General features: G+C 56.5%; 24 protein-coding genes. 11 read left to right on the top strand and 13 right to left on the bottom strand.

The genetic code is table 11. From position 1 onward, the window contains the following. Window positions 1–62: 62 nt before the first annotated feature. Both HG15A2_RS03590 and HG15A2_RS03585 read left to right on the top strand, forming a co-directional pair. On the top strand, window positions 63–1,427 hold the full coding sequence (locus tag HG15A2_RS03590; protein ID WP_145057922.1) for a Gfo/Idh/MocA family protein: 1,365 nt from the start codon (window positions 63–65) through the stop codon (window positions 1,425–1,427). Between the two features lie 284 nt (window positions 1,428–1,711). Further along, a complete protein-coding gene (locus tag HG15A2_RS03585; protein WP_145057920.1) occupies window positions 1,712–2,224 on the top strand; it encodes a ferritin in 513 nt (170 codons plus the stop codon). Between the two features lie 128 nt (window positions 2,225–2,352). On the opposite strand, the gene gap is transcribed toward HG15A2_RS03585, so the two are convergent. Continuing rightward, window positions 2,353–3,372 carry a type I glyceraldehyde-3-phosphate dehydrogenase gene (gap, locus tag HG15A2_RS03580; protein ID WP_145057918.1) on the bottom strand — a complete coding sequence of 340 codons (1,020 nt, stop codon included), beginning with the start codon at window positions 3,370–3,372 and terminating at the stop codon, window positions 2,353–2,355. A 382-nt stretch (window positions 3,373–3,754) separates the two neighbouring features. Here gap and HG15A2_RS03575 point away from each other — a divergent pair, with 382 nt between their 5' ends. Further along, window positions 3,755–4,603 carry a class I SAM-dependent methyltransferase gene (locus tag HG15A2_RS03575; protein WP_145057916.1) on the top strand — a complete coding sequence of 283 codons (849 nt, stop codon included), beginning with the start codon at window positions 3,755–3,757 and terminating at the stop codon, window positions 4,601–4,603. Between the two features lie 57 nt (window positions 4,604–4,660). Here the strand turns inward: HG15A2_RS03575 and HG15A2_RS03570 are convergent, their stop codons facing one another. Continuing rightward, window positions 4,661–5,074: a RidA family protein gene (locus HG15A2_RS03570; RefSeq protein ID WP_145057914.1), complete on the bottom strand. Its 414-nt coding sequence runs from the start codon at window positions 5,072–5,074 to the stop codon at window positions 4,661–4,663. A 69-nt stretch (window positions 5,075–5,143) separates the two neighbouring features. Continuing rightward, complete coding sequence (locus HG15A2_RS03565; RefSeq protein WP_145057912.1) at window positions 5,144–5,956, bottom strand: hypothetical protein; 813 nt, start codon at window positions 5,954–5,956, stop codon at window positions 5,144–5,146. 134 nt (window positions 5,957–6,090) lie between these two features. On the opposite strand from HG15A2_RS03565, the gene panB reads away from it, so the two are divergent. Beyond that, complete coding sequence (panB, locus tag HG15A2_RS03560; protein ID WP_145057910.1) at window positions 6,091–6,924, top strand: 3-methyl-2-oxobutanoate hydroxymethyltransferase; 834 nt, start codon at window positions 6,091–6,093, stop codon at window positions 6,922–6,924. Window positions 6,925–7,140: 216 nt separating this feature from the next. Beyond that, window positions 7,141–7,659, top strand: coding sequence for a zinc ribbon domain-containing protein (locus HG15A2_RS03555; protein ID WP_145057908.1), 519 nt, complete (start codon window positions 7,141–7,143; stop codon window positions 7,657–7,659). A gap of 148 nt (window positions 7,660–7,807) precedes the next feature. On the opposite strand, the gene HG15A2_RS03550 is transcribed toward HG15A2_RS03555, so the two are convergent. After that, window positions 7,808–8,236, bottom strand: a complete 429-nt coding sequence (locus HG15A2_RS03550) for a thiol-disulfide oxidoreductase DCC family protein (RefSeq protein ID WP_145057906.1) — start codon at window positions 8,234–8,236, stop codon at window positions 7,808–7,810. A 273-nt stretch (window positions 8,237–8,509) separates the two neighbouring features. Between HG15A2_RS03550 and HG15A2_RS03545 the strand changes: the two genes are divergently transcribed. Further along, window positions 8,510–10,168, top strand: a complete 1,659-nt coding sequence (locus tag HG15A2_RS03545) for a hypothetical protein (protein ID WP_145057904.1) — start codon at window positions 8,510–8,512, stop codon at window positions 10,166–10,168. A 662-nt stretch (window positions 10,169–10,830) separates the two neighbouring features. Here the strand turns inward: HG15A2_RS03545 and rpsI are convergent. From rpsI to HG15A2_RS03530, 3 genes are all read right to left on the bottom strand, one after another. Then, window positions 10,831–11,229 (bottom strand): 30S ribosomal protein S9, encoded by a 399-nt coding sequence (rpsI, locus tag HG15A2_RS03540; RefSeq protein ID WP_145057902.1) that lies wholly within the window; start codon window positions 11,227–11,229, stop codon window positions 10,831–10,833. A 77-nt stretch (window positions 11,230–11,306) separates the two neighbouring features. Continuing rightward, window positions 11,307–11,756 carry a 50S ribosomal protein L13 gene (gene rplM, locus HG15A2_RS03535; protein WP_145057900.1) on the bottom strand — a complete coding sequence of 150 codons (450 nt, stop codon included), beginning with the start codon at window positions 11,754–11,756 and terminating at the stop codon, window positions 11,307–11,309. 237 nt (window positions 11,757–11,993) lie between these two features. Then, window positions 11,994–12,257 (bottom strand): hypothetical protein, encoded by a 264-nt coding sequence (locus HG15A2_RS03530; protein WP_145057898.1) that lies wholly within the window; start codon window positions 12,255–12,257, stop codon window positions 11,994–11,996. A gap of 109 nt (window positions 12,258–12,366) precedes the next feature. Here HG15A2_RS03530 and ald point away from each other — a divergent pair, with 109 nt between their 5' ends. Together ald and HG15A2_RS03520 are read left to right on the top strand one after the other, a co-directional pair. After that, the gene (gene ald, locus HG15A2_RS03525) at window positions 12,367–13,479 is read left to right on the top strand and encodes an alanine dehydrogenase (RefSeq protein WP_145057896.1); all 1,113 of its coding nucleotides are present in this window, start codon (window positions 12,367–12,369) and stop codon (window positions 13,477–13,479) included. 243 nt (window positions 13,480–13,722) lie between these two features. Continuing rightward, window positions 13,723–14,394 carry a hypothetical protein gene (locus HG15A2_RS03520; RefSeq protein WP_145057894.1) on the top strand — a complete coding sequence of 224 codons (672 nt, stop codon included), beginning with the start codon at window positions 13,723–13,725 and terminating at the stop codon, window positions 14,392–14,394. Between the two features lie 244 nt (window positions 14,395–14,638). Here the strand turns inward: HG15A2_RS03520 and HG15A2_RS03515 are convergent, their stop codons facing one another. Genes HG15A2_RS03515 through HG15A2_RS25025 form a run of 3 tightly spaced genes read right to left on the bottom strand, consistent with a single transcriptional unit; the run spans window position 14,639 to window position 17,184 of the window. Beyond that, window positions 14,639–15,601, bottom strand: a complete 963-nt coding sequence (locus HG15A2_RS03515) for a transposase (RefSeq protein WP_145057892.1) — start codon at window positions 15,599–15,601, stop codon at window positions 14,639–14,641. Window positions 15,602–15,641: 40 nt separating this feature from the next. After that, window positions 15,642–16,154: an ISAs1 family transposase gene (locus HG15A2_RS24755; protein WP_145057890.1), complete on the bottom strand. Its 513-nt coding sequence runs from the start codon at window positions 16,152–16,154 to the stop codon at window positions 15,642–15,644. Then, a complete protein-coding gene (locus tag HG15A2_RS25025) occupies window positions 16,114–17,184 on the bottom strand; it encodes an ISAs1 family transposase (RefSeq protein ID WP_145057888.1) in 1,071 nt (356 codons plus the stop codon). The genes HG15A2_RS24755 and HG15A2_RS25025 overlap by 41 nt, the downstream gene beginning before the upstream one ends. Before the next feature lie 113 nt (window positions 17,185–17,297). On the opposite strand from HG15A2_RS25025, the gene mtnA reads away from it, so the two are divergent. Then, on the top strand, window positions 17,298–18,320 hold the full coding sequence (gene mtnA, locus HG15A2_RS03500; RefSeq protein WP_145057886.1) for an S-methyl-5-thioribose-1-phosphate isomerase: 1,023 nt from the start codon (window positions 17,298–17,300) through the stop codon (window positions 18,318–18,320). Window positions 18,321–18,448: 128 nt separating this feature from the next. Then, window positions 18,449–20,134: an alpha-keto acid decarboxylase family protein gene (locus HG15A2_RS03495; RefSeq protein ID WP_145057884.1), complete on the top strand. Its 1,686-nt coding sequence runs from the start codon at window positions 18,449–18,451 to the stop codon at window positions 20,132–20,134. A gap of 155 nt (window positions 20,135–20,289) precedes the next feature. Here the strand turns inward: HG15A2_RS03495 and HG15A2_RS03490 are convergent, their stop codons facing one another. From HG15A2_RS03490 to HG15A2_RS03480, 3 genes are all read right to left on the bottom strand, one after another. Then, window positions 20,290–21,474: a hypothetical protein gene (locus HG15A2_RS03490; protein ID WP_145057882.1), complete on the bottom strand. Its 1,185-nt coding sequence runs from the start codon at window positions 21,472–21,474 to the stop codon at window positions 20,290–20,292. Window positions 21,475–21,615: 141 nt separating this feature from the next. Beyond that, on the bottom strand, window positions 21,616–23,043 hold the full coding sequence (gene glnA, locus HG15A2_RS03485; protein WP_145057880.1) for a type I glutamate--ammonia ligase: 1,428 nt from the start codon (window positions 23,041–23,043) through the stop codon (window positions 21,616–21,618). A gap of 219 nt (window positions 23,044–23,262) precedes the next feature. Continuing rightward, window positions 23,263–24,252, bottom strand: coding sequence for a glutamine synthetase beta-grasp domain-containing protein (locus HG15A2_RS03480; protein ID WP_145057878.1), 990 nt, complete (start codon window positions 24,250–24,252; stop codon window positions 23,263–23,265). Between the two features lie 384 nt (window positions 24,253–24,636). Between HG15A2_RS03480 and HG15A2_RS03475 the strand changes: the two genes are divergently transcribed. Further along, entirely contained in the window at window positions 24,637–25,635 is a 999-nt protein-coding gene (locus HG15A2_RS03475) for a serine/threonine protein kinase (protein WP_145057876.1), read from the top strand. The last annotated feature ends 57 nt before the right edge of the window (window positions 25,636–25,692 follow it).

The raw sequence follows: 25,692 nt of genomic DNA, 5'->3' as shown, positions 1-25,692 counted from the left end.
ATAGAATACTTGCTGTTCATTGCTGCCGCTCCAGCCCCATATCCCTAGCTTGGTGTATCTCGATGCTCAATAAGAACTCAACTCGTCGCGATTTTGTGAAATCAACAGCCGGTCTTGCTGTTGCCGGGGCGGTGCCCTACTTCTTTTCTCAGCCACGTACGTTCGCCGACGAAACTCAGTCTAAGAACGATCGATTGAAAGTTGCCTTGATTGGCGCCGGCGGCATGGGCGTTGGCAACATGAATGCTGCGAAAGCGATGTGCGACGTGGTCGCGATCGCCGATGTTGATTCACAGAGGCTGAATAAAGCCAACAAGGATCTCAGCGGAGGCAAGGCGGACGTCTACGATGATTATCGTAAGATTCTTGAGCGTGACGACCTCGATGCCATTCATATCGCCACGCCAGACCATTGGCACACCAAGCCCCTGATCGAGGCCCTACGGGCTGGGCACGATGTCTATTGCGAAAAACCGCTGACGTTGACCATTGATGAAGGCAAGCTGATTCGCAAAGTGGTGAAAGATACCGGGCGCATTGTTCAGGTCGGCACGCAACAGCGCAGCACCTACAATCTTTTTGTTAAAGCAATCGCCCTGGTAGCCGAGGGGCGAATAGGAACGATTAAGAAAATCGACGTGGCCATTGGAGGCGCGCCTGAGTCGCCCGCTATCCCAGCTGTTGAGGCGCCTAAGAACCTAGACTGGGATCGCTGGCTGGGCCCTGCACCGTATGTCGATTACCGCGCCTTGCAACGCAAGAAAGGGCGTCCGTTCTCTAATTGCCACTACGAATTCCGTTGGTGGTACGAGTACTCTGGCGGAAAGCTTACCGATTGGGGAGCGCACCATGTCGACATTGCGATCTGGGCGTTGCGAGCTAATGGCCAAGCGACCTCCCCGCTGTCGATTGGCGGCGAGGCCACCCATCCTATACCCTTCGAGAACGGCATGCCGACGCTCAACGATAGGTACAACACCGCTACGAAATTCAACTTCAAGGCATTGTTCCCGGGTGACGTGGAGATGACCATTCGCAGCGAGGGCAATGGCATCACTTTAGAAGGCGACAAGGGTCGAATTCGCGTGAACCGTGGCAGGCTTACAGGCAAGCCGGTCGAAGATCTCAAGGGAAATCCATTGCCCGACGACGCGATCAGCAAAGCGTATAAAGGATTGCCGGTTGAGTCCAACGAGCGAAAAGCTCATTGGGCCAACTTCTTCTACTGCTGCCGCGAACGCAAAGAACCAATCTCCGATGTCCATTCGCACATGCAGATGCTGAATATCTGCCACTTGGCGGGCATCACCGCGCGATTAGGGCGTCCCATCAATTGGAATGGCGAAACCGAGCAGATCACCGGCGACGACCAAGCCAACAGCATGCTAGCTCGGCCCTACCGCGAAGGCTACGAGATCGAGGGGTAGCGACAGAAGCGTTCTGACATCGGGTGAATCGGGAACGGACGTGATATCCGACGTTCCCTGGGATCGCTCTTCGAAAAGATTTGCTTGACGTGTTACGTATTATCTGGCCCGTCGTCTATAGAAGGGTGGCTTATTGAGATTGAGGCTCGCAGTCAACAATTGGCTCCGAGCCTGTTTTCTTTCTGCGACTAATCAACTAGCCGTGGACGACTCGATCTTGTTGCGGTTAGGATGCGAAGAGAGTCGTTCACTCCAACCCTCCGCCAGTATTAGAGAGACCACCGATGCTGAGTCCTGTCGTTCAAGATGCGATTAACCAACAAATCAACAACGAGCTGTTCTCCTCGTACAGCTACCTCGCGATGGCCGCTTGGTGCGAACACGAACAGTTTGTCGGCTGCGGTCATTGGCTACGCCTGCAGAGCGAAGAAGAGAACGCTCATGCGATGCGTTTGTACGACTTCCTACGAATGCGCAATGGTCGCGTGAAGCTGCACCCGATCGACGCTCCTGAACATGATTACGGGTCGATTGTCGAAGTCTTCGAGAAGGCACTGTCTCAAGAAGAGCGCGTGACTGCACAGATCGACTCACTGTACGAACTGGCGTTCAACGAGAAGGCTTTCGCCGCGTTAGTCGAACTCGAGTGGTTCATTACCGAGCAGGTTGAAGAGGAGAAGACAGCACGCGAAGTCGTTCACAAGCTTAAGCTCGTGAAGGACGATCCCGCTTCGCTCTTGGACATTGATCGCGAAATGGGCGACCGCAGTAAGGGCGAGGGCGAAGAGGGAGCTTAGATCCCGGGTCGTTAGCCCGCATTGTCCCGATGCGGGCTAGCACGACGATAAAGGTAACAAAGAAAAGGCCGCGTTCTCAGTAGTGAGAACGCGGCCTTTTTGTTTCTATTCTGACTCGAACCAACTGCTCAGAACTGAGCGATACGAGCAATCAAATCGGCGGTGCGGCTGCTGTAGCCCCACTCGTTGTCGTACCAGCTGACAACCTTTAGCATGTTGCCGTCGATCACCTGAGTGAAGTCGGCGGCGAAGATCGAGCTGTGCGGATCGCCCACGATGTCGGTCGATACGATGGGGTCCTCGGTGTACTTGAGGATGCCCTTGAGCGGGCCTTCGGCGGCCGTTTGGATCGCCGAGTTTACGTCCGCTTCGGTGACGCTCTTGCCAAGGTTGACGGTCAAATCGACCACGCTGCCGGTAATCACAGGCACGCGAAGAGCCATGCCAGTGAGCTTGCCCTTGAGCTCAGGAATGACCAAGCCAACCGCTTTGGCAGCACCGGTCGAAGTAGGAATGATGTTCATCGCTGCGGCACGAGCCCGGTAAGGATCGGCATGTGGCTGATCCTGCGTCGGCTGATCGTTCGTGTAGGCGTGAACGGTTGTCATCAAGCCGCGTTCAATGCCGAACGTCTCGTGTAGCACCTTGGCAACAGGAGCAAGGCAGTTGGTCGTGCAGCTTGCGTTGCTGATGCACTTGAGGTCGGCATTGAGCTTGTCGTCGTTGACACCCAACACGCAGGTGAGGTCAGCACCGTCTTTGGCAGGGGCACTCAACACAACACGCTTGGCACCCGCTTTCAGATGCGAATCGTAGCCAGGCTTGGCGTCGGTCGCACGAGCGGTGAAGATACCGGTACTTTCGACTACCACATCCACGCCCATGTCGCCCCAGGGGAGCTCAGCCGGGTTGCGGAGGGCCATCGCGGCGATCTTCTTGCCGTTGACCGTTAGGCTTTCGTCGTCGTGGGTCACGGTGCCATCGAAACGGCCGTGAGTGCTATCGTACTTCAGCAGATGGGCAAGCATCTTGTTGTCGGTCAGGTCGTTAATGCCGACGACTTCGAACTCGTCCTTGCGTTGCATCAGGTTGCGGAAGGTCAGACGTCCGATGCGGCCGAAACCGTTGATTGCGACTTTGATTGCCACGAGAATTTCTCCTAAATGAGGTTGATTTGTAACGCTTCCCTAGGGGGGAGGCCACTCGGAGAGCCGAGCTTCGTACGATATGGCTGATCGGCTGACGGGTAGCTTTGCTTCCGAAGCCGGTTACTTCAAACGGTTCCCACTTCAAAAGTCGCAGCCCCCTGCCGCCGCTAGCGGGCCGAAAGCGAATCAGCGATTATACAAGCCGATTGCTACTTCAACTAGAGGGTGGCAAGGGCAACTTGTTGCCCTTGAGACGTCACTGAAACACTCTGTATTGACTGCAATGCTGTTGTTTTTGACCTGAACGTAGGTCGTCTTAGCCCCCGATTCCCGCTGGTAGTCCTACAAGGGCAACAAGTTGCCCATGCCACCCAAATAACGCATGAATCCCCCAGATCGCCCCCAGGAACGCCCCCAGGAACGCCCGCGACAACCTCCAGCGTGGAAATTACCACCGGGCGTTTCGCGTGGGCTGTGGGATTACGTCCACAGCGAGTCCATTGCCACGGACTACGATGACTACTTCGCTCACAATACGCTCTTCGATTTCGACAGCCAAATGCTGGCTGAGGCGTTCGACGAGCCTGGGCTTGTGGTAGACCTGGGCTGCGGCACCGGGCGGGCACTGACGCCTTTGGTGGAGGCAGGTCACCGCGGGCTCGCAGTCGATCTCTCGCTACCGATGCTCAAGGAAGTTCAACAAAAAGCCACTGACAGCAATTTGCCGATCGAATGCCTGCAGGCAAATCTCGTGGAGTTGGATACGCTCGCAGATGCGTCGGTAGACTACGCGATGTGCATGTTCAGTACGTTAGGGATGATCCGCGGGCGAGAGAGCCGACGCAAATTTTTGGCCCACACGCACCGCATCTTGAAGCCGGGCGGCCACTTCGTGTTGCATGTCCACAATTACTGGTACAACCTGCGCGACCCGGGCGGTCCCTGGTGGCTGCTGAAGAATCTAGTAACCGCGCCATTCCAGAAAGAGGTGGAACTGGGTGACAAGTGGTTCCCCTACCGGGGGCTACCCAGCATGTTCCTACACGTGTTCCGCTGGACGGAGCTAGCCGCCGATCTACGGGCAGCTGGATTCACAATCGAGAAGCGCGTGCCGCTAGACGCCACGCGGAGGCATGCACTGCCGTGGCCCTGGCTATTCGGGCCGTTGCGGGCGAATGGGTGGATCGTTGTTTGCCGACAATCAAAACTCAAAAGAAACAGCCACGGATGACACGAATTGCACCGATGTTCATTATCAGTGCAATCCGTGGCTAACTTCTGCTCCCAACTAGGAAACCAGCGCATCCGCTTCAATCTCAATGAGCGCCGCGTCGTCGATTAGTCGTGTGACTTCCACAATCGTCGTCGCGGGGCGAATGTCGCCGAATACTTCGCCGTGCACACTGGCCACTTCTTCCCAAAGGCTTACGTCGGTCACGTACATGCGCGTACGATAGACCTGCTCGATTCGCCCACCGAGTGCTTCCAGTGCTGCCTGGATGATTTCCAACGAGCGTCGCGTTTGGTCGGCCAGCGAGTCAGAGTAACTACCATCTGCATTCACGCCGACCGTGCCGGTCACGGCGATAGTATTGCCAGCGCGCACCGCACGACTATATCCCATCTTCGGCTCCCAGGCAGATCCGCTGCTTGCGCATTGACGGCCGTGGCGGTCGGTCACGGTAATGTTGATGTCGGACATGTGATTAATCCTCTATGGTTGCGTAAGGGCTAAGTTGCTAGGGCGAAGGTCTGGGGGTTGTCGAGACACCTAGAGCCCTAGGCCGACTTCCAACTTCAGCGGCAAGGGATCTGTCTGTAGATCGGCGTAGTACACCACTTTGATCGTCGCGGCATCGACTTTCTTGCCTAGGCGGTAATCAATGGAGACTTGCTTGTGAGCCCCCATGTTCATAGTCATCGAGCCGCCACTTTTCGATTTGATTTGCTCGCCCGCTTTGTCATGAAACTCAACCGACTTGATCTTGTCAAAGCCGCCCGGATCCGAGGTATTGAGAGTCACCGATAGTGGCTCCTCGCCCCAACTAGGCTTGCCCGCCTCGGTAACTTCAACCGCTATGCCAGCCAGCTTAAATTTGGTGCCCTTTACAAGCTTCGCCTGAATCTCGTCTTCGGCAGTCTTGCTACCAGTGCTGACGAGTAGCTCGCCGGTTACGCTCAATTTCGCGGTGTCGGCTGCCGGCAGATCTTCCGCAGACACATTAAACGTTGCCCGCTTCCCGTCGTCACTAATTCTCGGGTGGAGGAATTGCCAGCTGTCATCGTCTTCCTCTGAGATTGATTTGCCGTCGGCAGAGATTTTGATTGCTTGCTTTGGGTTTGCCGCGACGCTGACAATGCCTCGCTTAGCTGACTCAACCAGCAGGGCCACTTGAACGCCTGGCTGCATTCCGGGCGAGAAGGAACTATTGAATTTGCTGTCGGGGTCCTTCAAGGCGATGGATAGTCCGACCGGCTTGACCGAGAGGCCGCCCTCAACTGCACGTGCCTCGGCCTGAGGGAAGCAAGCGACAAGCAGCAGGGCAGGGCATAGCAATACTAGCAAATTGTAGACGATTCTCATGGCTCTGGCTCCTTGAATCCATGGGAGGGAGGACGATCAGGTTGCCGAATTATGGGCTTCCCACTCGGACCCGACAACCATGCATGCTGCATGACGCGTTGACGCACTGGGCTCCGCTCGATTAGCCTGCACACATGGCCGATGACACTCCTAACGCAGATTCACAGAACAGCAAGCGTCTACAGCGGATCACCGTGCCGCGCTTCGCGTCCTACAAGGAAAAGGGCAAGAAGCTTTCGATGATCACGGCATACGATTACGCGATGGGCCAGTTGGTGGACCAAGCGGGTGTCGAGGGCGTACTTGTGGGCGATTCTATGTCCATGGTTGTGCAGGGTCACGAGAATACCTTGCCCGTGACGCTCGATGAAATGATCTATCACGCGGAGATGGTCGGTCGCGCCGTGCAGCACGCGCTGGTGGTGGTCGATATGCCGTTTCCCAGCTATCACCTGGGCGTTCACAAGGCGATTGAAAACGCTGGGCGCATACTCAAAGAAACCCGCTGCCAAGCGGTGAAGCTGGAAGGTGGTGCCGATCAAGCTGAGGTCATCTCGGCGCTCGTGAAGGCCGGCATTCCTGTGATGGCGCATTGCGGTCTACGGCCGCAGAATGTTCACCAGCTTGGCGGCTATCGTGTGCAACGCGACGAACCGGCCTTGCTGCACGACGCGCGTGCGGCGGCAGAGGCGGGTGCGTTCGCGATGGTGCTCGAATGCATCCCTTCAACAACCGCCAAGAAGATTACCGAGTTGATCGATATTCCCACCATCGGCATCGGCGCCGGTCCCGATTGCGACGGGCAAGTGCTGGTGCTGAACGATGTGCTAGGTCTCGCAACTGACTACGTACCCCGCTTCGTGAAGAGCTACGCGAACCTGGGCGAGACAATCACCAAAGCGGTTCGCCAGTATCGTGATGAAGTTCGCGGCGGGGAATTTCCTGCGAACGAGCACGAGTACGAATAATCAAGCACTGCCCTGCGGTTTGCCGATAGAAGACAGAGTTGCATATCTTCTCCGTTTCTATCGAGTCTCGCCATGTTTTGCAGTCATTGCGGAAAGCAAGCGTCTGGGAATTTCTGCACTGCGTGCGGGACCCCCCTAGCTGCTAGCACGACCGATGCTCCTGTACTGGTTCCGCTTGAGGAGCCGGCAGACTGCTCGCATCTCGATTGGTCAACAATGACCGATTGTGACCTCTTGCTACAAATCCCAGCGGTGCGTGAGCGGATTGCCAGTTCTGCCGCCAAGAGTGAAAAGCGGATGACGGGTGAGCAGTTTCTGGAGCTTTGCGACAAGTTTATTTCGCCGCTAACCGCCGGGGTACCCCTCGTGCCGGTCGCAAAAATCAGCGTGTCGTTCTACGCGAAGCTGGGCGTGAAAACCGGCAAGGCACGTACCGAATATGTTCGCTCTCCGATCGGAAGCGTCATCGTCGATACGCTCTGCTCGCTGGCCGAGCGAGGGCAGGAATTAAAGTCGGCAACTTCCGCGGAAAATGGCTGCGTTCTGGAAGCCGCTTTGCCGTCGGACTTACTGTCGTTTGCCGGTTCGCTAATTGTTACCCTCGAGCAGTCGCTGCAAGCCACTCGTGTAGAAGCCGTCACAGTCATCCCGGGCCAGCTCTACGACTGGGGAAAGAGCAACAGGGCGTTGAACGTCTTGTTTGCACAGCTAGAGCAAGCGTCGCGAGCGGCCTAGTTTGGCAGAGGGTAATCCTGCGGGTACTCTTCAATGCTCTCGTAGGTCTCGTTAGCCGAGGGGCTTACTCGCCGTAAACCCTGCCGAGGAGTAAATCGCTGCGCAAACCGCTCGGCTAGCAAGCCCCTCGGCTAACGAAACGATTCGTTCAGCGGTGAATTTCACACGCTCCCGTTTCGCACTCTGTGCCGCTAAGCCGGTAACGATTCCGCGCCACCCAGCGATAGAGCGGCTTCCAGAGGATCATGCTCCCAGGGAAGTACAACAGCGGTGCTGCCCACCAGAGGCGCCGTAGTCGACGCGTGAGATAGCGCATCGCGTAGGCCCCCCAATAGCGCTTGCCCTGCTGGTCGATAATGCACATTTCTTCCAGCAGCCGATCAAGGGGAATGTCCGGCCAGCGCTCAGCAACCTGCGAATCGTGTAACGAGAGGTACGCAAGGTGCCTCTGACAGTCCCACCAGGGCAGCTTGGCCACCCCAGCCGAACAGATGCCGCATTTGCCATCGTAAAGCACGACATCGGCCTCTGGACGCTCTGAGGGCGTCGGGAGCGGCGATTGTGGAACTTCGGACATTGTTAAATCGACAAAAAGGGTGAGGGATGTACCGTAAGTAATGCGATTCTATCCATGTTACCAACCCGAAGGCGATAGCCGCGACTTAACAAGTCGCCGGTGAATTGCTCGTCCGGTTAAGCTTACTCTAGCGCTCCGGCAGCCGCTGAATAGTCCATACTGAAGCTGCGGCTACTAGAGTGTGCGTGACGTTTGCTCAGACACCGCGTAGAATAACACGTACCAATTCTACCCGATTGACTGCGACCAGCGACTAATACTAACGAGTTCATTATGGACCAAATCTACCAGCAAGTCGCCCGCGCCCGCGCCCGGCTGAATCGAGAATTGTTTGTGAAGCGCCTGCTCTGGTGCTGGTTCGCATCGTTCACGCTTGGCGTGTTTGCCCTGGCGGTGCCCAAAGTGGTTGCCATCGAGGGGTTGCCGTCGGACTACGTAATTTGGTGCATCGCCGGCGCCGCCGGCTTGGGGCTGATAGCTGCCACCCTTTGGATGCTTCTCACTCGCAAGACTGATCTCGATGCCGCTATCGAAATCGACAGCCGTTACGACCTGCGCGAACGCGTGGCAAGTAGTCTCTCGTTGCCCGAGCAATCGCTAAACTCTCCGGCCGGACAAGCGCTGGTGGGCGATGCCGTCCGCGCCGTGCAACGTGTGGAAGTGGACGAGCGTTTCCGCATGAGCCTAGGCCGTAAGGCTTGGCTACCACTGGTGCCCGCATTGTTGGGACTCGCTGTGACCATGTTCTTCGATAATCAAATAGCCCAGAGCAATGTGACTCCGCCATCCACAGAACTAACCAAGCAGGCTCAGGAGAACTTGGCGAAGACTCGCAAGCGTCTCGAAGAGCGCCGCAAGAAAGCTGCCGAGGCGGGCCTCAAAGATGCTGAGGAACTCTTCCGTCAGTTAGAGAAAGAGTCAAAAGAACTGGAAGCTGCCGGCGAGAAGAAAGAAGGCCGCAAGAAGGCGATGGTGAAGCTCAACGATTTGGCGAAGCAGCTGGAGAAGCGTCAGGAGAAAGTCGGCGGCCAGAAGGAGATGCAAAAACAGCTCAATCAGATGAAGGACTTCAACAAAGGTCCTGCCGACAAGTTGGCCGACGCCATGAAGAAGGGCGATTGGAAAAAGGCGCAAGACGAACTCAAGAAGCTGGCTGAGAAAGTGAAGAATGGCAAGCTTGATGAGAATGCAAAAAAGCAGCTGCAGGAGCAGATGAAGCAAATGCAAGAGAGGCTGGCCAATGCGGCCGACGCCCAAAAGAAAGCCCAGGACCAACTCAAGCAACAGATCGAGCAGGCCAAACGTGAAGGCAACACCGCCGAGGCGGGCAAGATGCAGCAACAGCTCGACAAGATGCAGAAGCAAGCCCAGGCCAACCAGCAGATGCAAAAAATGGCCCAACAGATGGCCGAAGCCCAGAAAGCCATGGAAAAAGGCGACCAACAGGCCGCCGGCGAAGCCATGGACAAGATGATGGAGCAGATGGAACAAATGAAGGCCCAGATGGCCGAGGGCGAGTTGCTGGACGCCATGATGGACGACCTACAAATGGCCAAAGATGCACTTGGCTGCCAACAATGCCAAGGCGAGGGCTGCCAGGAATGTAACGGCGGAGGCGGCGAGGGCGGTGAGAACCCTCAAGATTCCCAGAACGCCAATGGCAAAGGCCCCGGTGGCGGCACGCGACCTGACACAAAGAACGACGTGAGGTTCCGCGACTCACGTGTGCGACAGAACGTGGGCAAGGGCGCTGCCGTCTTAGCTGGCGAAGCCGACGGCCCCAACATCCGCGGCGAGGTAGTCGAGCAGATGAAAGCGGAGATGAGCTCCCAAGGCAGCGAACCGGCCGACCCCATGGTCCTCGAGCAGCTGCCCAAGTCGCGCCGCGATCATGCGGAGGAGTATTTCAATACGCTACGCGAGGGGCGGTAGGATTGGTTTTGAACCGCCGAGGACACAAAGAGCGCTAGGTTCCAAGGACAATACGTGCTCGTGTTGTCGCCGTTGCTGTTAGCCAGGGATTGCACGGATGACACGGATTCGCTTTTTTGTCACCCGGACCGTTTGATGGTCTCCGTGCCGAGAATAGATCCGATTGACACTCTAACGATCTAGCCGGTTTGCCAACAAATTTCGCCGAAGGTGTTGCATACTATAGCCCAGGGTTGGACCGCAGTGAGCCTAAGCGAGCAAGGTACTACCCTGGGTAACGGCCGGACGCCAATTCATCGACCGAGCGGTTGATCGATTTCGAGAGCAGACACAAACGAGGTCGAAACCAACCGAGTTTCGACCTCGGCAAACTCTTCTCGCCCGCAACACCAACCGCTCGGTCGATGAATTTGGTCGTGATTGTAACCCAGGGTGGCGTTTTGCTCGCCTAGGCTCGCGGCAACTTACCCTGGGCTATGATATGCAACACCTTCGGCGTATCTTGATCGCAGAATTGCACCTATTGCTTCGCCCTTCCCCGTTTCGCGATCGTGCGGACCTACATATCTTGGCGCTCTTCGCGTCCTTGGCGGTTCAACATAAAACAACCCGCAACTTGCGTCGCGGGTTGTTGTGTCTCGTAAATTGTAACTCTCGGCAGATTAACGCTTCGAGAACTGCGTTCCGCGGCGAGCACCGTGGAGGCCCGGTTTCTTACGTTCTTTCATGCGGCTGTCGCGTGTCAGGAAGGTCTTCTCGCGAAGCTTCTCATCCAGATCGCTATCGTGCTTCACCAGGGCGCGGGCGATGCCTTGCATGCACGCACCGGCTTGGCCAGTGGTGCCGCCACCGTGGACGCGGATCAGCACGTCGACCGTGTCGCGGACTTCGCAGTGCAGCAGCGGAGCAAGCACAGCGTTGCGGTCTTGATCGACCTTGAAGAACTCGTCCAGCTCTTTCTTGTTGATCAAGATTTTGCCATCGCCTTGGCGAATGCGAACGCGAGCGACCGACGTCTTGCGACGGCCTGTGCCAAGGGCTTCTTCGATAGTGGCTGCCATGGGTTTTTCCTGCTAGAGTTTTCTAACTATATTCGGGTGGCATGGGCAGCTGCTGCCCTTGCTGTGTTGGGTTTTCTCTACTTCGCCGCCAAATCAGTCGGCTCGGGGTTCTGTGCTTGATGTTCGTGCGAAGTGCCAGCGTAAACCTTAAGCTTGCTGAGCATCGCACGGCCCATCTTGCTCTTGGGAAGCATGCGGCGAACGGCTTCGCGGAGGATCATCTCCGGCTTTTTCTCTAGGCGATCGCCGGCGGTGATTGTGCGTTGCTGTGGGTAGCCGGTGTACCAAGCGTACTTCTTTTGCTCCCACTTCTTGCCGGTAAATTTCACCTTTTCCGCGTTGATCACGACGACGTAGTCGCCCGTGTCGATGTGCGGCGTGTAGGTCGGGCGGTGCTTGCCCATGAGGATCACGGCGATCTCGCTCGCCAAACGGCCCACGATCTTGTCTTCCGCGTCGACCAGCAACCATTTGCGGTCAATCGTGCCGTTCTCAAAATCCCGCGGGCGGGCCATGTACGTTTTCATTGAATTGCTCAGTATCGGCTTGCTATCGAAATATGTTGCGAATCGACCAAAATAGCCAATTTCCCCCTGAGAGGCAACCGTGGCGAACAGGCAGAGTGCCAATTTCCTGCCCCTTTTGTGAGCCTTATGCCGGCTGGACTGCCATTTAGCCCCCTGAGCTTGCTTCGCGACCTGAGGTGCTGGAGATCGCAGAGCAAGCTCGCTCGCCAAAATGTGGTGGAAAGTGGCGAATTCGCACTACTCGTTCGACGGGCGATTCGCAGCTTCTTCAGCTTGTTCCTCTCGACGAATCCGTCGGGCTCGCATCCCCATCGCCAGCAGCCAAAGCCCCAAGAAAAACCCACTAGAGCCCAACATAACGGCCATGCGGCGCCAATCGTAGCTGGGGGTCTTGTTGTCGAGCCCCAGAAACGAGCCCAGCGCCAGCAGCAGGCACCACAGGGCGACGGCCCCGAAGGTAAGCCAGGTAAGCAAGCGGGCATTAGGGGAAGGTTGGCGCATAAGAGAGAAAATAGGACGTACAGAGGATCGTGAAATATTGCCGACGACTCACTAATATGAACCAGCCGTTGCCAATTACTCAAATTAACCGAAAAGCAGAGCCGCCGCCATGATCATTGGAGTTCCTCGGGAAGTCAAACAGGACGAGTACCGCGTGGCCATGCTGCCGGTGGGTGTCGAAGAGCTCGCCAATCGCGGGCATACCGTACTAGTGGAAGCGGGTGCCGGGTTGGGCTCTGGACTCGCCGATCACGACTATTTGCGAGCTGGTTGCGAGCTGGTTGCCACAGCCAAGGAAGTATTCGAGCGTGCCGAGCTGGTTGTCAAAGTCAAGGAACCGCAGGAGAGCGAGTGGCCGTTGCTGCGTGCAGGGCAAGCACTGTTCACGTACTTTCACTTCGCAGCCGATCGAAAACTGACCGAGGCCGTACTGACGAGCGACGTGACAGCCATTGCTTACGAAACCCTATCCGATGCAAAAGGGCAACTACCACTGCTCACGCCCATGAGCGAAGTCGCCGGGCGCATGAGCATTCAGGAAGGGGCGAAGTACTTAGAGCGTCCACAGATGGGTCGCGGCATTCTGCTTGGCGGCGTGCCGGGCGTGGCACCGGCCAATATCCTCATTCTCGGCGGTGGAGTCGTCGGAGCGAATGCGGCGAAGATCGCCGCCGGCTTCAACGCGAACGTCGCGATTCTCGATATCAATGTCGATCGGCTGCGCTACCTCGCCGATGTCATGCCACCGAATGTCGACTGCCTGTTTAGTGATCGTCACACGATAGCGGAACAGCTCGACCGTGCTGATCTGGTAGTGGGCGCTGTGTTGATCCCCGGGGCGAAAGCGCCGTGCCTGATTCGGAGAGAGCATCTGAAAACCATGAAGTCGGGTAGCGTGATCATCGACGTAGCAATCGATCAGGGAGGCTGCATCGAGACCAGTAAGCCCACTTCGCACAACGATCCTACCTACATCGTGGACGAAGTAGTTCATTACTGTGTCACGAACATGCCAGGAGCCGTCGGGCGCACGAGCACTTACGCCCTGTGCAACGTCACGCTTCCCTGGGTGATTCAACTCGCCCAGCGAGGCATTGAATCGGCCGCTAAGGAGTTGCCGCCACTCGCCAGAGCGATCAACATGCATGGCGGGAAAGTCACGAACGCGGCAGTGGCCGAGACGTTTGATTTGGAGCTTTCGGACCAATTCGGCAGGGGATAGTACCGACACTTTCTCCGTATTACGCTTCGCTTTCTCGTAATGTTGCAAGGGAGATGTGTCGGTGTGCGCAGCACAAGAGGTTACGGGCGTTGAGCACAAGGCAGTTCAGCCTCTTGCCGCAAGCGGTCCCGATCGTATGCTAAAAACGTTAACAACCTTTACGAGAAATGACAGATGATTAACCGGACGCTAGCGCGTTGCAGCTGATATTCGGAATCGTGTCCCCCTGACCAAAGGTCAAACATGCTTTGGACAACCCTAGTCGGCGGCTTGTTACTCACACTGCTTATTCTCGGGGCGGTTGTGTTCGCGGGTAGCAAGTCTGTCATTTCGATGGGCAACGTCTCTCTCACCGCGCTGCCGGACAATATCGCCAGTGGTTACTTCCTGCCACTGAAGTCGGGCGGCTTGATTGATCCGCTGCTTGTGAAATCGTTAGGATTCGAGCCAGTGGGCGCCTACGACATGGCGGGTGGACCTGCACCCACACTGATCGTCGCGTGGCGAAAGCCGGAGGAAGACACCTTCTTTTGCGTCTATCAAGTCGCCGACCAGAAGGTGACCGACTACATCACTCTCAGTCAGGACGGCATGTTGACCACGGGCTCTAACAAGGGCGGACAACTGCTACCGGTGAAAGAGGGACATTACATCCAAACTTTCGAGACGGTTGCGATTACTGAGTTATGGCGAAAGCACGAGGGCGCCTTGAAACTACTTGCCCAACGAGCAGCCTTCACGCCACGAACGCCCTCAGGAAAATTCCCTGACATCTTGGAACGCTCCGTCCGCGAGCAAGTCGCAGCTGTCAAGGAGCTACCCATGTGGCCTGCCTACATGCCGTACTGGTTTTTCGTGCGGCAGAATATGCGGCACGATAAGTCGATCAAGAAGTTGTATCCCGAGTTGTCGTAGGGTCCGCTGTGCGGACCAATATTTCGGTGGAAATCGAAACGAGGTCGTGCCCTTTCATTAACGAAAAACTTTACTGGTCCGCACAGAGGCCGTGAATTTTTCTCAACCGGGCCTGAGGTCCTAGTGCTCGGGGGTTCTTTCTTGAAAGGTTGGTTGTGTCGTTGTTAAACACCCCTGTTTGCTAAAGTTGCTTGGGATGCTGACGACCCGATGGCGTTGGCATCCTTGCCTGATCATCACAAGCTTACCCGGTCGCTTGCCGCCGTAAATCAAGTGTTCTCTGGAAGTTGTGCGCTAGTGCCTGCCATAAACAGATCGCTCTGGCTTTCAGCAACCCTCGAACCGGGAACTGACCCAGCCCCCGATTCCGACAGCCGGCGTTGGGGAACTCAGCAGTCGCACTGCGCTGCTGATAGATCTCTTTCGCTGTGGAAGTGCCCATCCGGGCACGCCACCGCTTGACCTCTTCGCTATCGCCTTTCACTGGAGCAAACGGGTCGATCCCCTGGGACTCCTTACGTGTTTGCTCCATGATCGGCAGATACGCTTCGACCCCCACCTGCTCAAGGGCAGTAACGTCTTCCAGCTTCACGAAGCCCCCATCGGCCAGGTACTGCTCGGGAGCCTGCTGGTAGCGCCGCTCAAGTTGATCAATCATCGGCTTCATCTGACCGCCGTCAGTCCCCGCATTGACCACCTCCACACCAGCAATCACCAGCGTATCGGTCGTCGTCGCAAACTGCACGTTATAGGCCGGACGAAAGCCCCCATCGGCCATCTTCATCTTGCGTGCTTCGGGGTCGGTGGTCGAAGCGCGTGCTTCGCTACCAGAACCCTTCTTACGACGCTCCATTTTCGGAACGAGCGTTTCACGCTCTTCTAAAGCCGCTTCAATACGCTCCTGCCGCTCACGAGCCGCACGCACCCGTGCTGCCTGTTCACGACGGTTCTCAACCCCGACATCTTCTTCGCTCTCCCTCTGAAGTGTTTCCAGATGTTGCTCCGCCTGGGCGAGGCATTCATCGAGGGTGGGCTTCCTGCGGAAGGAACTCGAACTGGCCGATGCGCGAACACGCATCCCGTCTTGGGCCAGGCTGTTGAGTTCAATGAGTCCCTGGTGCAGCAGCGTGGCCACGCTTTGAGTGAGCAGGTCGTCGAGAAACTCATGGTGTTGGGTGCGAAAGTCGCTCAGCGTATGGTAATTCACGCTCACTTCGCCACAGATCCACAGGTAAGCCCAGGGCGATTCAAAGTTTCATGATACCCAGCTTGGCGAATAGCTTATCGACTCGGTAAGCGTTTTCTCTGATAGCACCGATGAGGCTGGGGACTTTGGCTAAACGGAGCAGATTGATAGCCGCATTGCGGAAGCAGGCTAAGTTTTGGCTTCCACGGTGATGACGGACCCCACAACGGTCTTCTTGCCAGAGGACATCACGAACCCAGTGCAAACGGTTTTCAATGCCCCAATGGCTACGCCAGATCTCAAGCAGCTTCTCCGCATCGGCACGCTGCGGAGAGAGACTGGTGATGGCATACTGGACCTCGGTGATCGTCTCGTTGTTGCGACGACTCGTACGCTCTAAGCGAATCACCTGCCGAAGTCCGGGCCAGCGAGAGAGGTGCGGAACGATCCGCGTGCTGGCCTGAAGATGCCGCGTGATAACGCGACCATGCTCTTTGGTGTGCGTCCGGACCTCGGTTTGGAACGCCTCTTTTTTATGCTGACTGGCGGGGGGAAAAGGCCGGTAAGAAATCACCGGCGATGTCTTCTTCTAAGTTTCCCTGATTGCCTTTTACGACAATCAGGAAGTCACCGCCCGAATCGGTAATGGTCCTACAAATCTCGGTCTGTGCGAACATCGCGTCTCCGGTCACCACACGTCCTTCCAAGACAAGCGTCTGGAGAATTTCGGGGGCGGTCTTAATCTCGTTCGTCTTTCCCGAGACAGGCATTTGGCTGAGTACGCAGCCGGTCTGCTGATCAAACAGGCTCAAGAGATGGACCGACTTGCCGTACCGATCCAGGGTCTTACAAAGCGTCTTTCCATCAATGGCTAGGCAGGCCATTGCTTGGGGGTCGACTTCTGCGTGAGGAGTGATCCAAGCACGCAAGGCTTGTTCGAGTTGCTCCGGGTCCATCATGTTCAGTAAGTAACGAAACGCGCCTTCTTTGGGCGGCGTGCGAAAGTACCCCAGCAGATACCAAACGCTCTTCTCTTGAGCGTGAATCCACTGGGCAATGGCTTCATAGCCTCGCGCACCGCACAATACGGCACAGGCAACGGTGGCCAGCATGGCCTGCAATGAGTGGCGCCTTCCTTTAGCCCCACGCGGGTCGGGAATCTGCTGCAAGTGAGCTAGCAGACTCTCCGCGTGAGCGGCATTCACAGTAAAACCTCCTGAAATTAAGGACGAAACGTTAGTTGCTCTAAAACACGTACGCAACCTGATCTGCACAGGTTCATTCTTTGCGTAGTCCTGCAGGTAAGCCAAGTGTTCTTGGCAGAGCTTAGCGAGTCGACGAGCGGAGGTGACTCCCTCGACGGTGGCGAAGAGCCACAATGAGAGGAGTATTTTGGGATCGATCGGATTGCGACCAGCATTCCCATCCACCGCCTTAATCTTCTGATACAAGAGCGTCAGGTCGAGTCCTTCCACGTAGGCCCAAATCAGTCGCGCTGCGTGATCTTCAGCAAGCAATTGATCGAGTGCGAGCGGGCGAAACTCGATCTGTCGTCGCTCAGCACGCTGAAAACGGGCCGTGCCGGTCTGTGTGGTACGTTCCATCAAGAACCTCCATCGCAAAGCATGTTAGAATCAAAGCAGTCACCGATTCTAAATTCTTAGCTGCCGAGTAGGTAGCTGAATAATTCACAAGCTCACAGCGGACCCTACATCCTATGAACCGAGATTGCCCACCAACATTGCAGTGGATCGGCGAAACGGACGGCCACCTGCGTCTGATCGATCAAACTCGTTTGCCTACGGAGTTGGTCGAGATCGACTGCCACACGGTTGAGGACGTTTGGCAAGCCATCAAGCGACTGAGCGTACGCGGCGCCCCGGCCATTGGCGTGGCGGCGGCTTACGGTGTGTGCCTCGCAACACAGGCTGGTGGTACGATTGCAGAAGTTCGCAAGGCGTGCGACTATCTTGCTACAAGCCGGCCCACTGCGGTCAATCTATTCTGGGCGCTCGATCGCATGCGTTCCGTTGTAGAGCAAGATCCCAGCGGCGAGGCACTGCTTAACGAGGCACGAGCGATTCACGAAGAAGATGCCGCCATGTGCGCTGCCATAGGCAAGCACGGCGCCGACATACTCGTGCCGTTGTTTGAGAAAGCAACTAGCGAAAGCATCGGCATTCTTACGCACTGCAACGCAGGCGCACTCGCCACCGGGGGCGAAGGCACGGCGCTGTCGGTCATTTTTGAGCTGGCTCGCAGAGATTTGCCCGTGCATGTCTGGGTCGATGAGACCCGCCCCTTGCTGCAAGGTAGTCGCCTGACGGCGTGGGAACTCACTCAACGAGGCATTCCCTGCACGCTTATCTGCGACAACATGGCCGCAACGGTTATGAAAGAAGGCCGTGTGCAGGCAGTTGTCACCGGTGCCGATCGAATCGCAGCCAACGGCGACGCCGCCAACAAGATCGGTACCTACGGCGCGGCCACGCTCGCCCGGGCCCATGATATCCCCTTCTACATCGCCGCGCCCACGAGCACGATCGACCCTGCACTTGCTACGGGGGAAGAGATCCCCATTGAGGAACGCGACGCGGAAGAAGTCACCAACGGCTTTGGCAGCGTCACGGCTCCGGAAGGTGTCTCGGTTTACAATCCTGCGTTTGATGTGACCCCAGCGGAACTGATCGCAGGGTGGATTACTGAGGAGAGGGCGATGGATGAGTTTAATTTGAGTTAGCCCGCGTTGCTTCTGAAGCGGGCCGCTGCCGTGCAATTCTGAACGCGTATAATTCTTTGTAGCGGCATCGGGACGATGCGGGCTAACAACAATGAATCAGTACCGCGCTATTCAAGGAGTGAGCGATCATGACTCTTCAAGCCGAAAACCTTTCCATTGGCCAGTATCTCATCCAGCGACTTCAGGACTACGGCATTGCCGATGTGTTTGGCATTCCTGGTGACTACGTTCTCTCATTCTACACGATGCTGGAGGAAAGCCCGCTCAACACAGTGGGTTGCACGCGGGAAGATTGTGCAGGATTCGCGGCAGATGCCTATGCTCGCGTCAACGGTATGGGTGCACTGTGCGTAACTTATTGTGTGGGCGGCTTGAGTGTTTGCAATTCGATCGCCGGTGCCTACGCGGAAAAGTCACCCGTGGTGATGATTACCGGCTCGCCCGGGCTGCGTGAGCGGGTGCACAATCCGCTGCTGCATCACATGGTGCGCGATTTTCGCACGCAGTACGATGTGTTTGAAAAACTGTGCGTGGCAGGGGCTGAGCTGGACGATTCACAGACGGCTTTCCGCGAGATCGATCGCGTTCTTGCCGCCTGCCAACGATTCAAGCGGCCCGTTTACTTGGAAATCCCCCGCGACATGGTCCACGTGGTGCCCGGCACCCCCGCACCAGCGCCGCAGCCCGAGCCGCGTAGCGATCCGCAAGTCTTGGCCGAGGCGGTGAGCGAAGCGGCTGCCCGAATTGAAGCTGCTAAGCAGCCGGTGCTTTTGGTGGGCGTCGAGGTCCATCGCTTTGGCTTGCAGGACGAAGTGTTGCATCTAGCCGAGAAAGCAAACATCCCGATGGCGGCCACGATGCTCGGTAAGGGTGTGGTGGCCGAGACGCATCCGCTGTACATGGGATTATACGAAGGTGCGCTCGGGCGTGAGGAGGTCACCAAGTACGTCGAAGCGAGTGATTGCGTCGTCATGCTGGGCACCTTCATGACGGATATCAACCTAGGCATCTACACGGCAGAGTTGAATATCGGCGACTGCATTTATGCTACGAGCGAGCAGTTGCGAATAAGACATCACCATTTTCACGAGATTCGTCTCCAAGACTTCATCGGCGAGCTGTCCAAGCGTGATCTCAAAAGCTCGCACCCGAGGCGGGCTCCCACGGAATGGGAGCCAGAGTCGTTCGAGCTGCAGCCCGCCGCGCCGATTACGGTTTCAAGGATGATTCGCCGACTTGACGAGCAACTGGCCGAGCCTTCTGAGAATGACACGATCGTGATTGCCGATATCGGCGACGCACTGTTCGCGTCTACGGAGCTGACGACCCACGGGCGTTCCGAGTTCCTGAGCCCCGCCTACTACACGTCGATGGGCTTTGCCGTGCCCGCATCGCTGGGTGTGCAAATCGCTCAGCCAGAGGCACGCGTTGTGGCGATTGTGGGGGACGGGGCGTTTCAAATGACCGGCATGGAGCTTTCTAGCTTGGTGCGCGGCGGACTACCAGTGATCGTCATCGTTCTCGACAATGGTGGCTATGGAACCGAACGCTTGCTACACCCTGGCGATTACGAATTCAACGATGTTCACAGCTGGCAGCACCACAAGCTGCCGGAGGTGCTAGGTGGTGGGCATGGTTACGATATACGAACCGAAGGAGAATTCGACCAAGCGCTGACGACAGCATGGGCCGAGCGATCTCAGCCAAGCATTCTGCAGGTGCGACTCGCGGAAGAAGATTGCAGCGCTTCGCTCGAACGACTTGCCGAAATGATGAGCAAGACTGTGATTACCGGTAAAGAAACCAGCAGCTAACAATGGATGGCTGGTAGTACCCAAGAAGATAGAGGAGGGCGGACGCAAGCGGCACCTATCCGCCTTCCCCCTTCCGCCTTCCGCCCTCCGCCTTGGTTCATGGTACGCCTCGCTCCACTCGACCTACCCTACTTTTGCGACAGTCCCTACCTTGCTCAGCGTCGATCCGTAGCTGACTCTTCGACTTGTTCATTGTGTTGCTGGATCGTGGCGGTAATTTCTTCATCCGCAAAACCATCTTCCGCCAAGTCCATTGGATCCCACGAACCTTCGTTCCAAAGATAAGCAGCCGTTACCGGATTTTTTAGTGTCGCGTGATGCGTAGCAGGATCGGCAAGGTACTCCAAGAGTGCATTGTGAAACCCAACGCGCAGGGTGCGCATTTCGGGAGTGTCCCAAGGATTTTTCCGCGGGTCCGCACTGCCTTCCCAGGGCGTAGCCGCCGCGTCGCTTGGCGTCTTCGCGACCGGTGAATCTGCTCCACCACCCCCCAAGGCGATCTCGCTGAAGTGCAGCTCTAAACTCTCAGGGAACTCTACTTGGTGCTCCGCCAGTTCGGCAAGAAATCCTTCCGCAGAGATTGCGAAGTGCTCCGGGCGTGCCGGCAACTTGAACGGACGGTAGTGCGACAGCCCTAAGAAGTCGCACTGGTCGATCACCCGCTGAACGGCTGGGCCACTCTCAGCAGTGGCTTTTGCTTCGCCTGCCACCTCACTGAAATTGAGCGAGATTCCCCAACGAATGCCAGTGAGTCGTGGGTCGGTGCGAAGCTGCTTGAGAATCGCCGCGTAGGAATCCGGGTAGATAAACAAGCTCCGCCCCATCTCGCCACTCAACGCAAAGTAGACTTCCTGTTCGCCATAGCCAGAACCGTTTAGTGCGCTGGCAATCGATTGGAGCATCGCCTGATCGTAACTCTGGCCCTGATAGAACTGCAGCGGATCGAAATCGAAGTGGTTTCGCCACTCGTAGATTTCCCCAGCGGCATCCAGATGAGGCAGGATGCTCAGTCGCAAATCAAGCCGCTTTGCTTCTCGGCAAGTGGCAAGCAACTCTCTCCGAAAAGCAGTCAATGAGAAGTTGGTCAAAGGCCGGTACTTGCCATGTCTTACTCGCCCGTAGCTGAGGACACGTCCCTCGTTATCGATCTCACAGCGCAGGGTGACGACCAGATTCACCTGCTCGAACCCTAATTGAGCCGCCTTCTGCAGCTGCTCGATGCCGCTGCGGTGATGTTCTTTATAGAAAAGCAGAATAGAGGGGCATAGGGGGACGCCTTGCGCACAACAATACGAGGGAATCAGCGAAACGAGCAGGAGGAGCAAGCGCAGAAGGGCCATGCATAAGGATAGCTTACTCAGAAGCGTCGGGAGCTCATGACGATCCCTTAGCCCGCGAGCTACGACTCGCGCGGTGGAGCGAGTACAAGGTTTCCGCGCGAGACGTAGCTCGCGGGCTAAGAGTCGAGTCTTCGAGGAACATTACACGTCGTAATACAAGCAGAACTCATACGGATGAGGTCTTAGGGCCAATGCATCGACCTCGTTCTCTTTCTTGTACGAAATCCATGTATTGATCACGTCCTGCGTGAAGACGTCGCCGCGCAGGAGGAACTCGTGGTCGCGTGAGAGTGCCTCAAGTGCCTCGGACAGACTTGCTGGCGTTTTGGGCACGTTGGCTAGCTCTTCGGGTTCGAGATCGTAGATATCTTTGTCGAGCGGATCGCCGGGGTGAATTTTATTCTGAATTCCATCCAAGGCGGCCATCATCAGAGCGCTGAAGGCTAAATAGGGGTTGCTGCTGGGATCGGGGCAACGGAACTCGATGCGCTTTGATTTGGGATTGGGACTATACATGGGAATCCGACAGGCGGCTGAGCGATTTCGCTGCGAGTACGCCAAGTTGACCGGCGCTTCGTAGCCCGGCACCAAGCGTTTGTAGCTATTCGTCGTCGGGTTGGTGAACGCCAACAAGGCTGGAGCGTGCTTCAGAATGCCTCCGATGGCGTAGAGGGCTTCCTCGCTCAAGCTGGCGTAGCTGTTGCCGGCGAATAACGGGTGATCCCCATTCCAGAACGAAATATGCGTATGCATGCCAGAGCCGTTGTCGCCATAGATTGGCTTGGGCATGAAGGTGACGGTCTTTTCGTGCTTGTACGCAACGTTCTTCACGATGTACTTGTAGAGACACATGTCGTCGGCCATGGAAACAAGATCGCCGTACTTCAGGTCAATCTCTGCCTGCCCGCCCGTAGCGACCTCGTGATGTTGGCATTCGACATCCAGTCCGCAATCGATCATCGTCTGCATCATCTCGTTGCGCAGATCCTGCAACTGATCGGCCGGCGGGCAAGGAGAGTAGCCCTCCTTAAGTCGCAATTGACTGCCCAAATTCGGCTTACCCATAAACGTCATGTCTTGGCCGCGATTCCACACTCCTTCGATGCTATCGAGATGGTAGTGCCCGCTGTTGGCGGTTTGGTCGTAGCGCACTTCGTCGAAGATAAAGAACTCTGCTTCCGGTCCGATCAAACAGCGATCTGCGATGCCGGTACTCTTGAGATAGTTCGACGCTTTTCGGGCGATATTCCTCGGGTCGCGTGTGTAATCTTCTCGAGTGATCGGATCTTGCACGTTGCAAATCATCGAGAGTGTGGGTAGCTCAGGAAACGGGTCGAGCTTGGCGGTGTCGCTCTGGGGCACCAGCAGCATGTCGCTCTCATTGATTGCCTGCCAGCCGCGGATACTCGAGCCGTCGAAGCCAAGTCCGTCCTCGAATACGTCGTCGTCAAGCTTGGAAACAGGAATCGTGAAGTGCTGCCACAAACCGGGAAGATCGGTGAAGCGCAGGTCGATTGCCTTCACGTCTTTTTCACGGCAGAGGGCGAGCACATCTTGAGGGGAGATCATGGTGGCTTTCTAGGCGAATGATTGGGGGCCGCGAAACCGCAAGCGTCACGGCAAACAGACACAGCACACATGCAAATTCTTCGACATGCCGCGGCGCTTGCGGTCTCGCCGTGTATCTCTAACTAAGCTTAAAAAAACAAACCCCGCTTTGCTACTGGTAGCAAAGCGGGGTTGCGTAGATCAAAGCTTATTTCGAGCTGCCACGAGGAACGCCCGGCATTAAGACCTCAAAGCGCCCAGAATCTTGGAGGTGACCTTGTAGGGGTCGGCATTCGACGCGGGGCGTCGATCTTCCAAGTAACCCTTCCAGTCGTTCTGGACGGTACCGATTGGGATACGAATCGAAGCGCCACGATCGCTCACGCCGAAGCTGAACTTTTCGATCGATTGCGTTTCGTGAAGCCCAGTCAGGCGTTGGTCGTTCTCCGAACCGTAGGAAGCGATGTGCTCGTCGTGACGGCCGCGGAACTTCTCGCAAATGCCCTTGATGAACTCCTCGCCACCCTTCTCGCGAATGTCAGTAGTCGAGAAATTGCAGTGCATGCCGCTACCATTCCAGTCGCCTTTGACTGGCTTGGGATGCAGCTCGATCACCACGCCGTACTTCTCGGCTGTGCGATGCAGTAGGAAGCGGCTCAGCCAGACATCGTCGCAGGCGCTCTTGGCACCTTTGCCGAACAGCTGATACTCCCACTGACCCTTCATAACTTCGGCATTGATGCCGGTCACTGAAAGGCCCGCGTCGAGGCAAGCATCCAAATGCTCTTCGACAAGATCACGCCCGACACAATTTTTGTAACCGACCGAGCAGTAGTACGGACCTTGTGGTCCGGGGTAGCCATCTCTGGGGAAGCCCAGCGGTGCACCATCTTTCATGATGGTGTACTCTTGCTCGAAGCCGAGCCACAGATCAGGATCGTCCTCGAACGAGCCACGAATATTCGAGGGATGCACCGAGCCATCAGCAGCCAGCACTTCGCACAAAACGAGCGAAGCATTCTTGCGTTGGGGGTCGGCAATGAGCTTAACCGGTTTGAGTAAGCAGTCACTCGAACTGCCCTCCGCCTGCTCGGTGCTGCTGCCATCGAACGACCAGCCGGGGCAGTCGTCGGGCGACTTGGGTTCGCTATCAACGACCTTCGTCTTGCTGCGCAAATTCGCTTCGGGGGTGTAACCATCCAGCCAAATGTATTCAAGCTTGTAACTCATCTGAATTCTACTCCTACGTAAAACCTGCTTCGTGAACTAAACGCTAAGTGAACTAAACACTGTGTGAGTACCGCCCTGCTTTGCCTGGAAGGGTTTGACGCTTTGCGGTGCCCCTTGAGTTCTCAGAGACCATCCCCAGAGACCAAGCGACCGCAAAAGACCAAGCCCATATCGTAGGCAGTGAAACGGCCCGCGACTAGATGCCAGACAGCCTGTTTTGACGAAAATCCGCTCCCTGAGCAGCTCTGCCAAGCTTACCCGTTCATACCACCGAACCTGTATCGTATGATAGAATCTGCCAATAACCTGCCGTCCCGCCACAGTGCGTGCAACGCAGTATTACTGATTTTCTAGATAGATCCGTCCCCGGTTGCTTCCCCAGCGATGAGCCTCACACCTTCCAACCCCTCGCCGCGGCGGATGAAATTCATCCCGACTAAGAGCACATTTCAGCTGCATGAGCAGATGGGAATCGGCACAGTGGGAGCCGTGTTTCGGGCCACCAGTCCCGACTTCGAGGAGCCGGTTGCGGTGAAGCTCCTGCATCCGAACATCGCGCACGATCCGAATATCGTCGATCGATTTCAGCGCGAAATCGTAATCATGCAGAAGCTCAACCATCCGCACATCGTCCGCCACTACGGCGGGGGCATCCTTGATGGGCAGTATTTTTATGCAATGCAATTGCTGGAGCACGGCTCGCTGAAAGACCGACTCACTCAGCACGGTCCGCTACCTTGGCCCCAAGCGGCAGCCTACGCGTCGCAAATTGCCTCGGCATTGCAACATGCGCACAACCACGGCATCATCCATCGCGACTTGAAGCCAAGCAACCTGTTCTTCGACGACTCGGGGGACGTCGTGCTGGGAGATTTTGGTATCGCGCGCGATACGCACGAGACAGACATCACCGCCGACGGCATTACGGTAGGCACTTATGCATACATGTCGCCGGAACAAATCACCGCCGATGGCGAGATCACTGCGCAAGCAGACTTGTATTCACTAGGCTGCGTGCTTTACGAAATGCTCGCAGGTAGACCTCCTTATACGGGCGCGAACTTTGCACAGATTTGGGACCAGCATCTCCATAAACAACCTAAGCCATTGGCCGAGTACGGCGTCGATTGTCCCGACTGGCTGGAAGAGCTCATCATGAATTTGCTAGCGAAGGACGCGCAGGACCGCCCCTTCAATGCAAGAAGTGTGCAGGGCCTAATCCGCGATCGCTTGGAAGACAAGTTCGGTGAGGAGTCCCGTGAGCTAACGCACGATCTGCCACCTCTGGAGGTAGATTCGTCAGGCAACCGAACTCTGCGAATGCTGGTCGTCTTCGGCGTGCTGGCGGCGTTGATTACCTGGGCGGTGATCAGTGGCGGTTAGGGTCGGCTGCGCGGACCTGGGGGCGGCAGCTTGTCCGGGGAGCGATGCAGCCTCTTC

The sequence above is a fragment of the Adhaeretor mobilis genome, from assembly GCF_007741515.1.
GTDB lineage: Bacteria > Planctomycetota > Planctomycetia > Pirellulales > Lacipirellulaceae > Adhaeretor > Adhaeretor mobilis.
The sequence above is the reverse complement of the archived record's forward strand: the minus strand, read 5'-3'. Positions and strand labels throughout refer to the sequence as shown.

Bases quoted from the DNA above. Each gene is read 5' to 3' on its own strand.
- HG15A2_RS03545 (WP_145057904.1), top strand. From the start codon at position 8,510: ATGGACCAAATCTACCAGCAAGTCGCCCGCGCCCGCGCCCGGCTGAAT.
- rplM (WP_145057900.1), bottom strand. From the start codon at position 11,756: ATGAAAACGTACATGGCCCGCCCGCGGGATTTTGAGAACGGCACGATT.
- HG15A2_RS03490 (WP_145057882.1), bottom strand. From the start codon at position 21,474: ATGGCCCTTCTGCGCTTGCTCCTCCTGCTCGTTTCGCTGATTCCCTCG.
- HG15A2_RS25025 (WP_145057888.1), bottom strand. From the start codon at position 17,184: ATGGAACGTACCACACAGACCGGCACGGCCCGTTTTCAGCGTGCTGAG.
- glnA (WP_145057880.1), bottom strand. From the start codon at position 23,043: ATGATCTCCCCTCAAGATGTGCTCGCCCTCTGCCGTGAAAAAGACGTG.
- mtnA (WP_145057886.1), top strand. From the start codon at position 17,298: ATGAACCGAGATTGCCCACCAACATTGCAGTGGATCGGCGAAACGGAC.
- HG15A2_RS03550 (WP_145057906.1), bottom strand. From the start codon at position 8,236: ATGTCCGAAGTTCCACAATCGCCGCTCCCGACGCCCTCAGAGCGTCCA.
- rpsI (WP_145057902.1), bottom strand. From the start codon at position 11,229: ATGGCAGCCACTATCGAAGAAGCCCTTGGCACAGGCCGTCGCAAGACG.
- HG15A2_RS03590 (WP_145057922.1), top strand. From the start codon at position 63: ATGCTCAATAAGAACTCAACTCGTCGCGATTTTGTGAAATCAACAGCC.
- HG15A2_RS03575 (WP_145057916.1), top strand. From the start codon at position 3,755: ATGAATCCCCCAGATCGCCCCCAGGAACGCCCCCAGGAACGCCCGCGA.
- panB (WP_145057910.1), top strand. From the start codon at position 6,091: ATGGCCGATGACACTCCTAACGCAGATTCACAGAACAGCAAGCGTCTA.
- ald (WP_145057896.1), top strand. From the start codon at position 12,367: ATGATCATTGGAGTTCCTCGGGAAGTCAAACAGGACGAGTACCGCGTG.
- HG15A2_RS03585 (WP_145057920.1), top strand. From the start codon at position 1,712: ATGCTGAGTCCTGTCGTTCAAGATGCGATTAACCAACAAATCAACAAC.
- HG15A2_RS03530 (WP_145057898.1), bottom strand. From the start codon at position 12,257: ATGCGCCAACCTTCCCCTAATGCCCGCTTGCTTACCTGGCTTACCTTC.
- HG15A2_RS03565 (WP_145057912.1), bottom strand. From the start codon at position 5,956: ATGAGAATCGTCTACAATTTGCTAGTATTGCTATGCCCTGCCCTGCTG.
- HG15A2_RS03555 (WP_145057908.1), top strand. From the start codon at position 7,141: ATGACCGATTGTGACCTCTTGCTACAAATCCCAGCGGTGCGTGAGCGG.
- HG15A2_RS03570 (WP_145057914.1), bottom strand. From the start codon at position 5,074: ATGTCCGACATCAACATTACCGTGACCGACCGCCACGGCCGTCAATGC.
- HG15A2_RS03520 (WP_145057894.1), top strand. From the start codon at position 13,723: ATGCTTTGGACAACCCTAGTCGGCGGCTTGTTACTCACACTGCTTATT.
- HG15A2_RS03480 (WP_145057878.1), bottom strand. From the start codon at position 24,252: ATGAGTTACAAGCTTGAATACATTTGGCTGGATGGTTACACCCCCGAA.
- HG15A2_RS03495 (WP_145057884.1), top strand. From the start codon at position 18,449: ATGACTCTTCAAGCCGAAAACCTTTCCATTGGCCAGTATCTCATCCAG.
- HG15A2_RS03475 (WP_145057876.1), top strand. From the start codon at position 24,637: ATGAGCCTCACACCTTCCAACCCCTCGCCGCGGCGGATGAAATTCATC.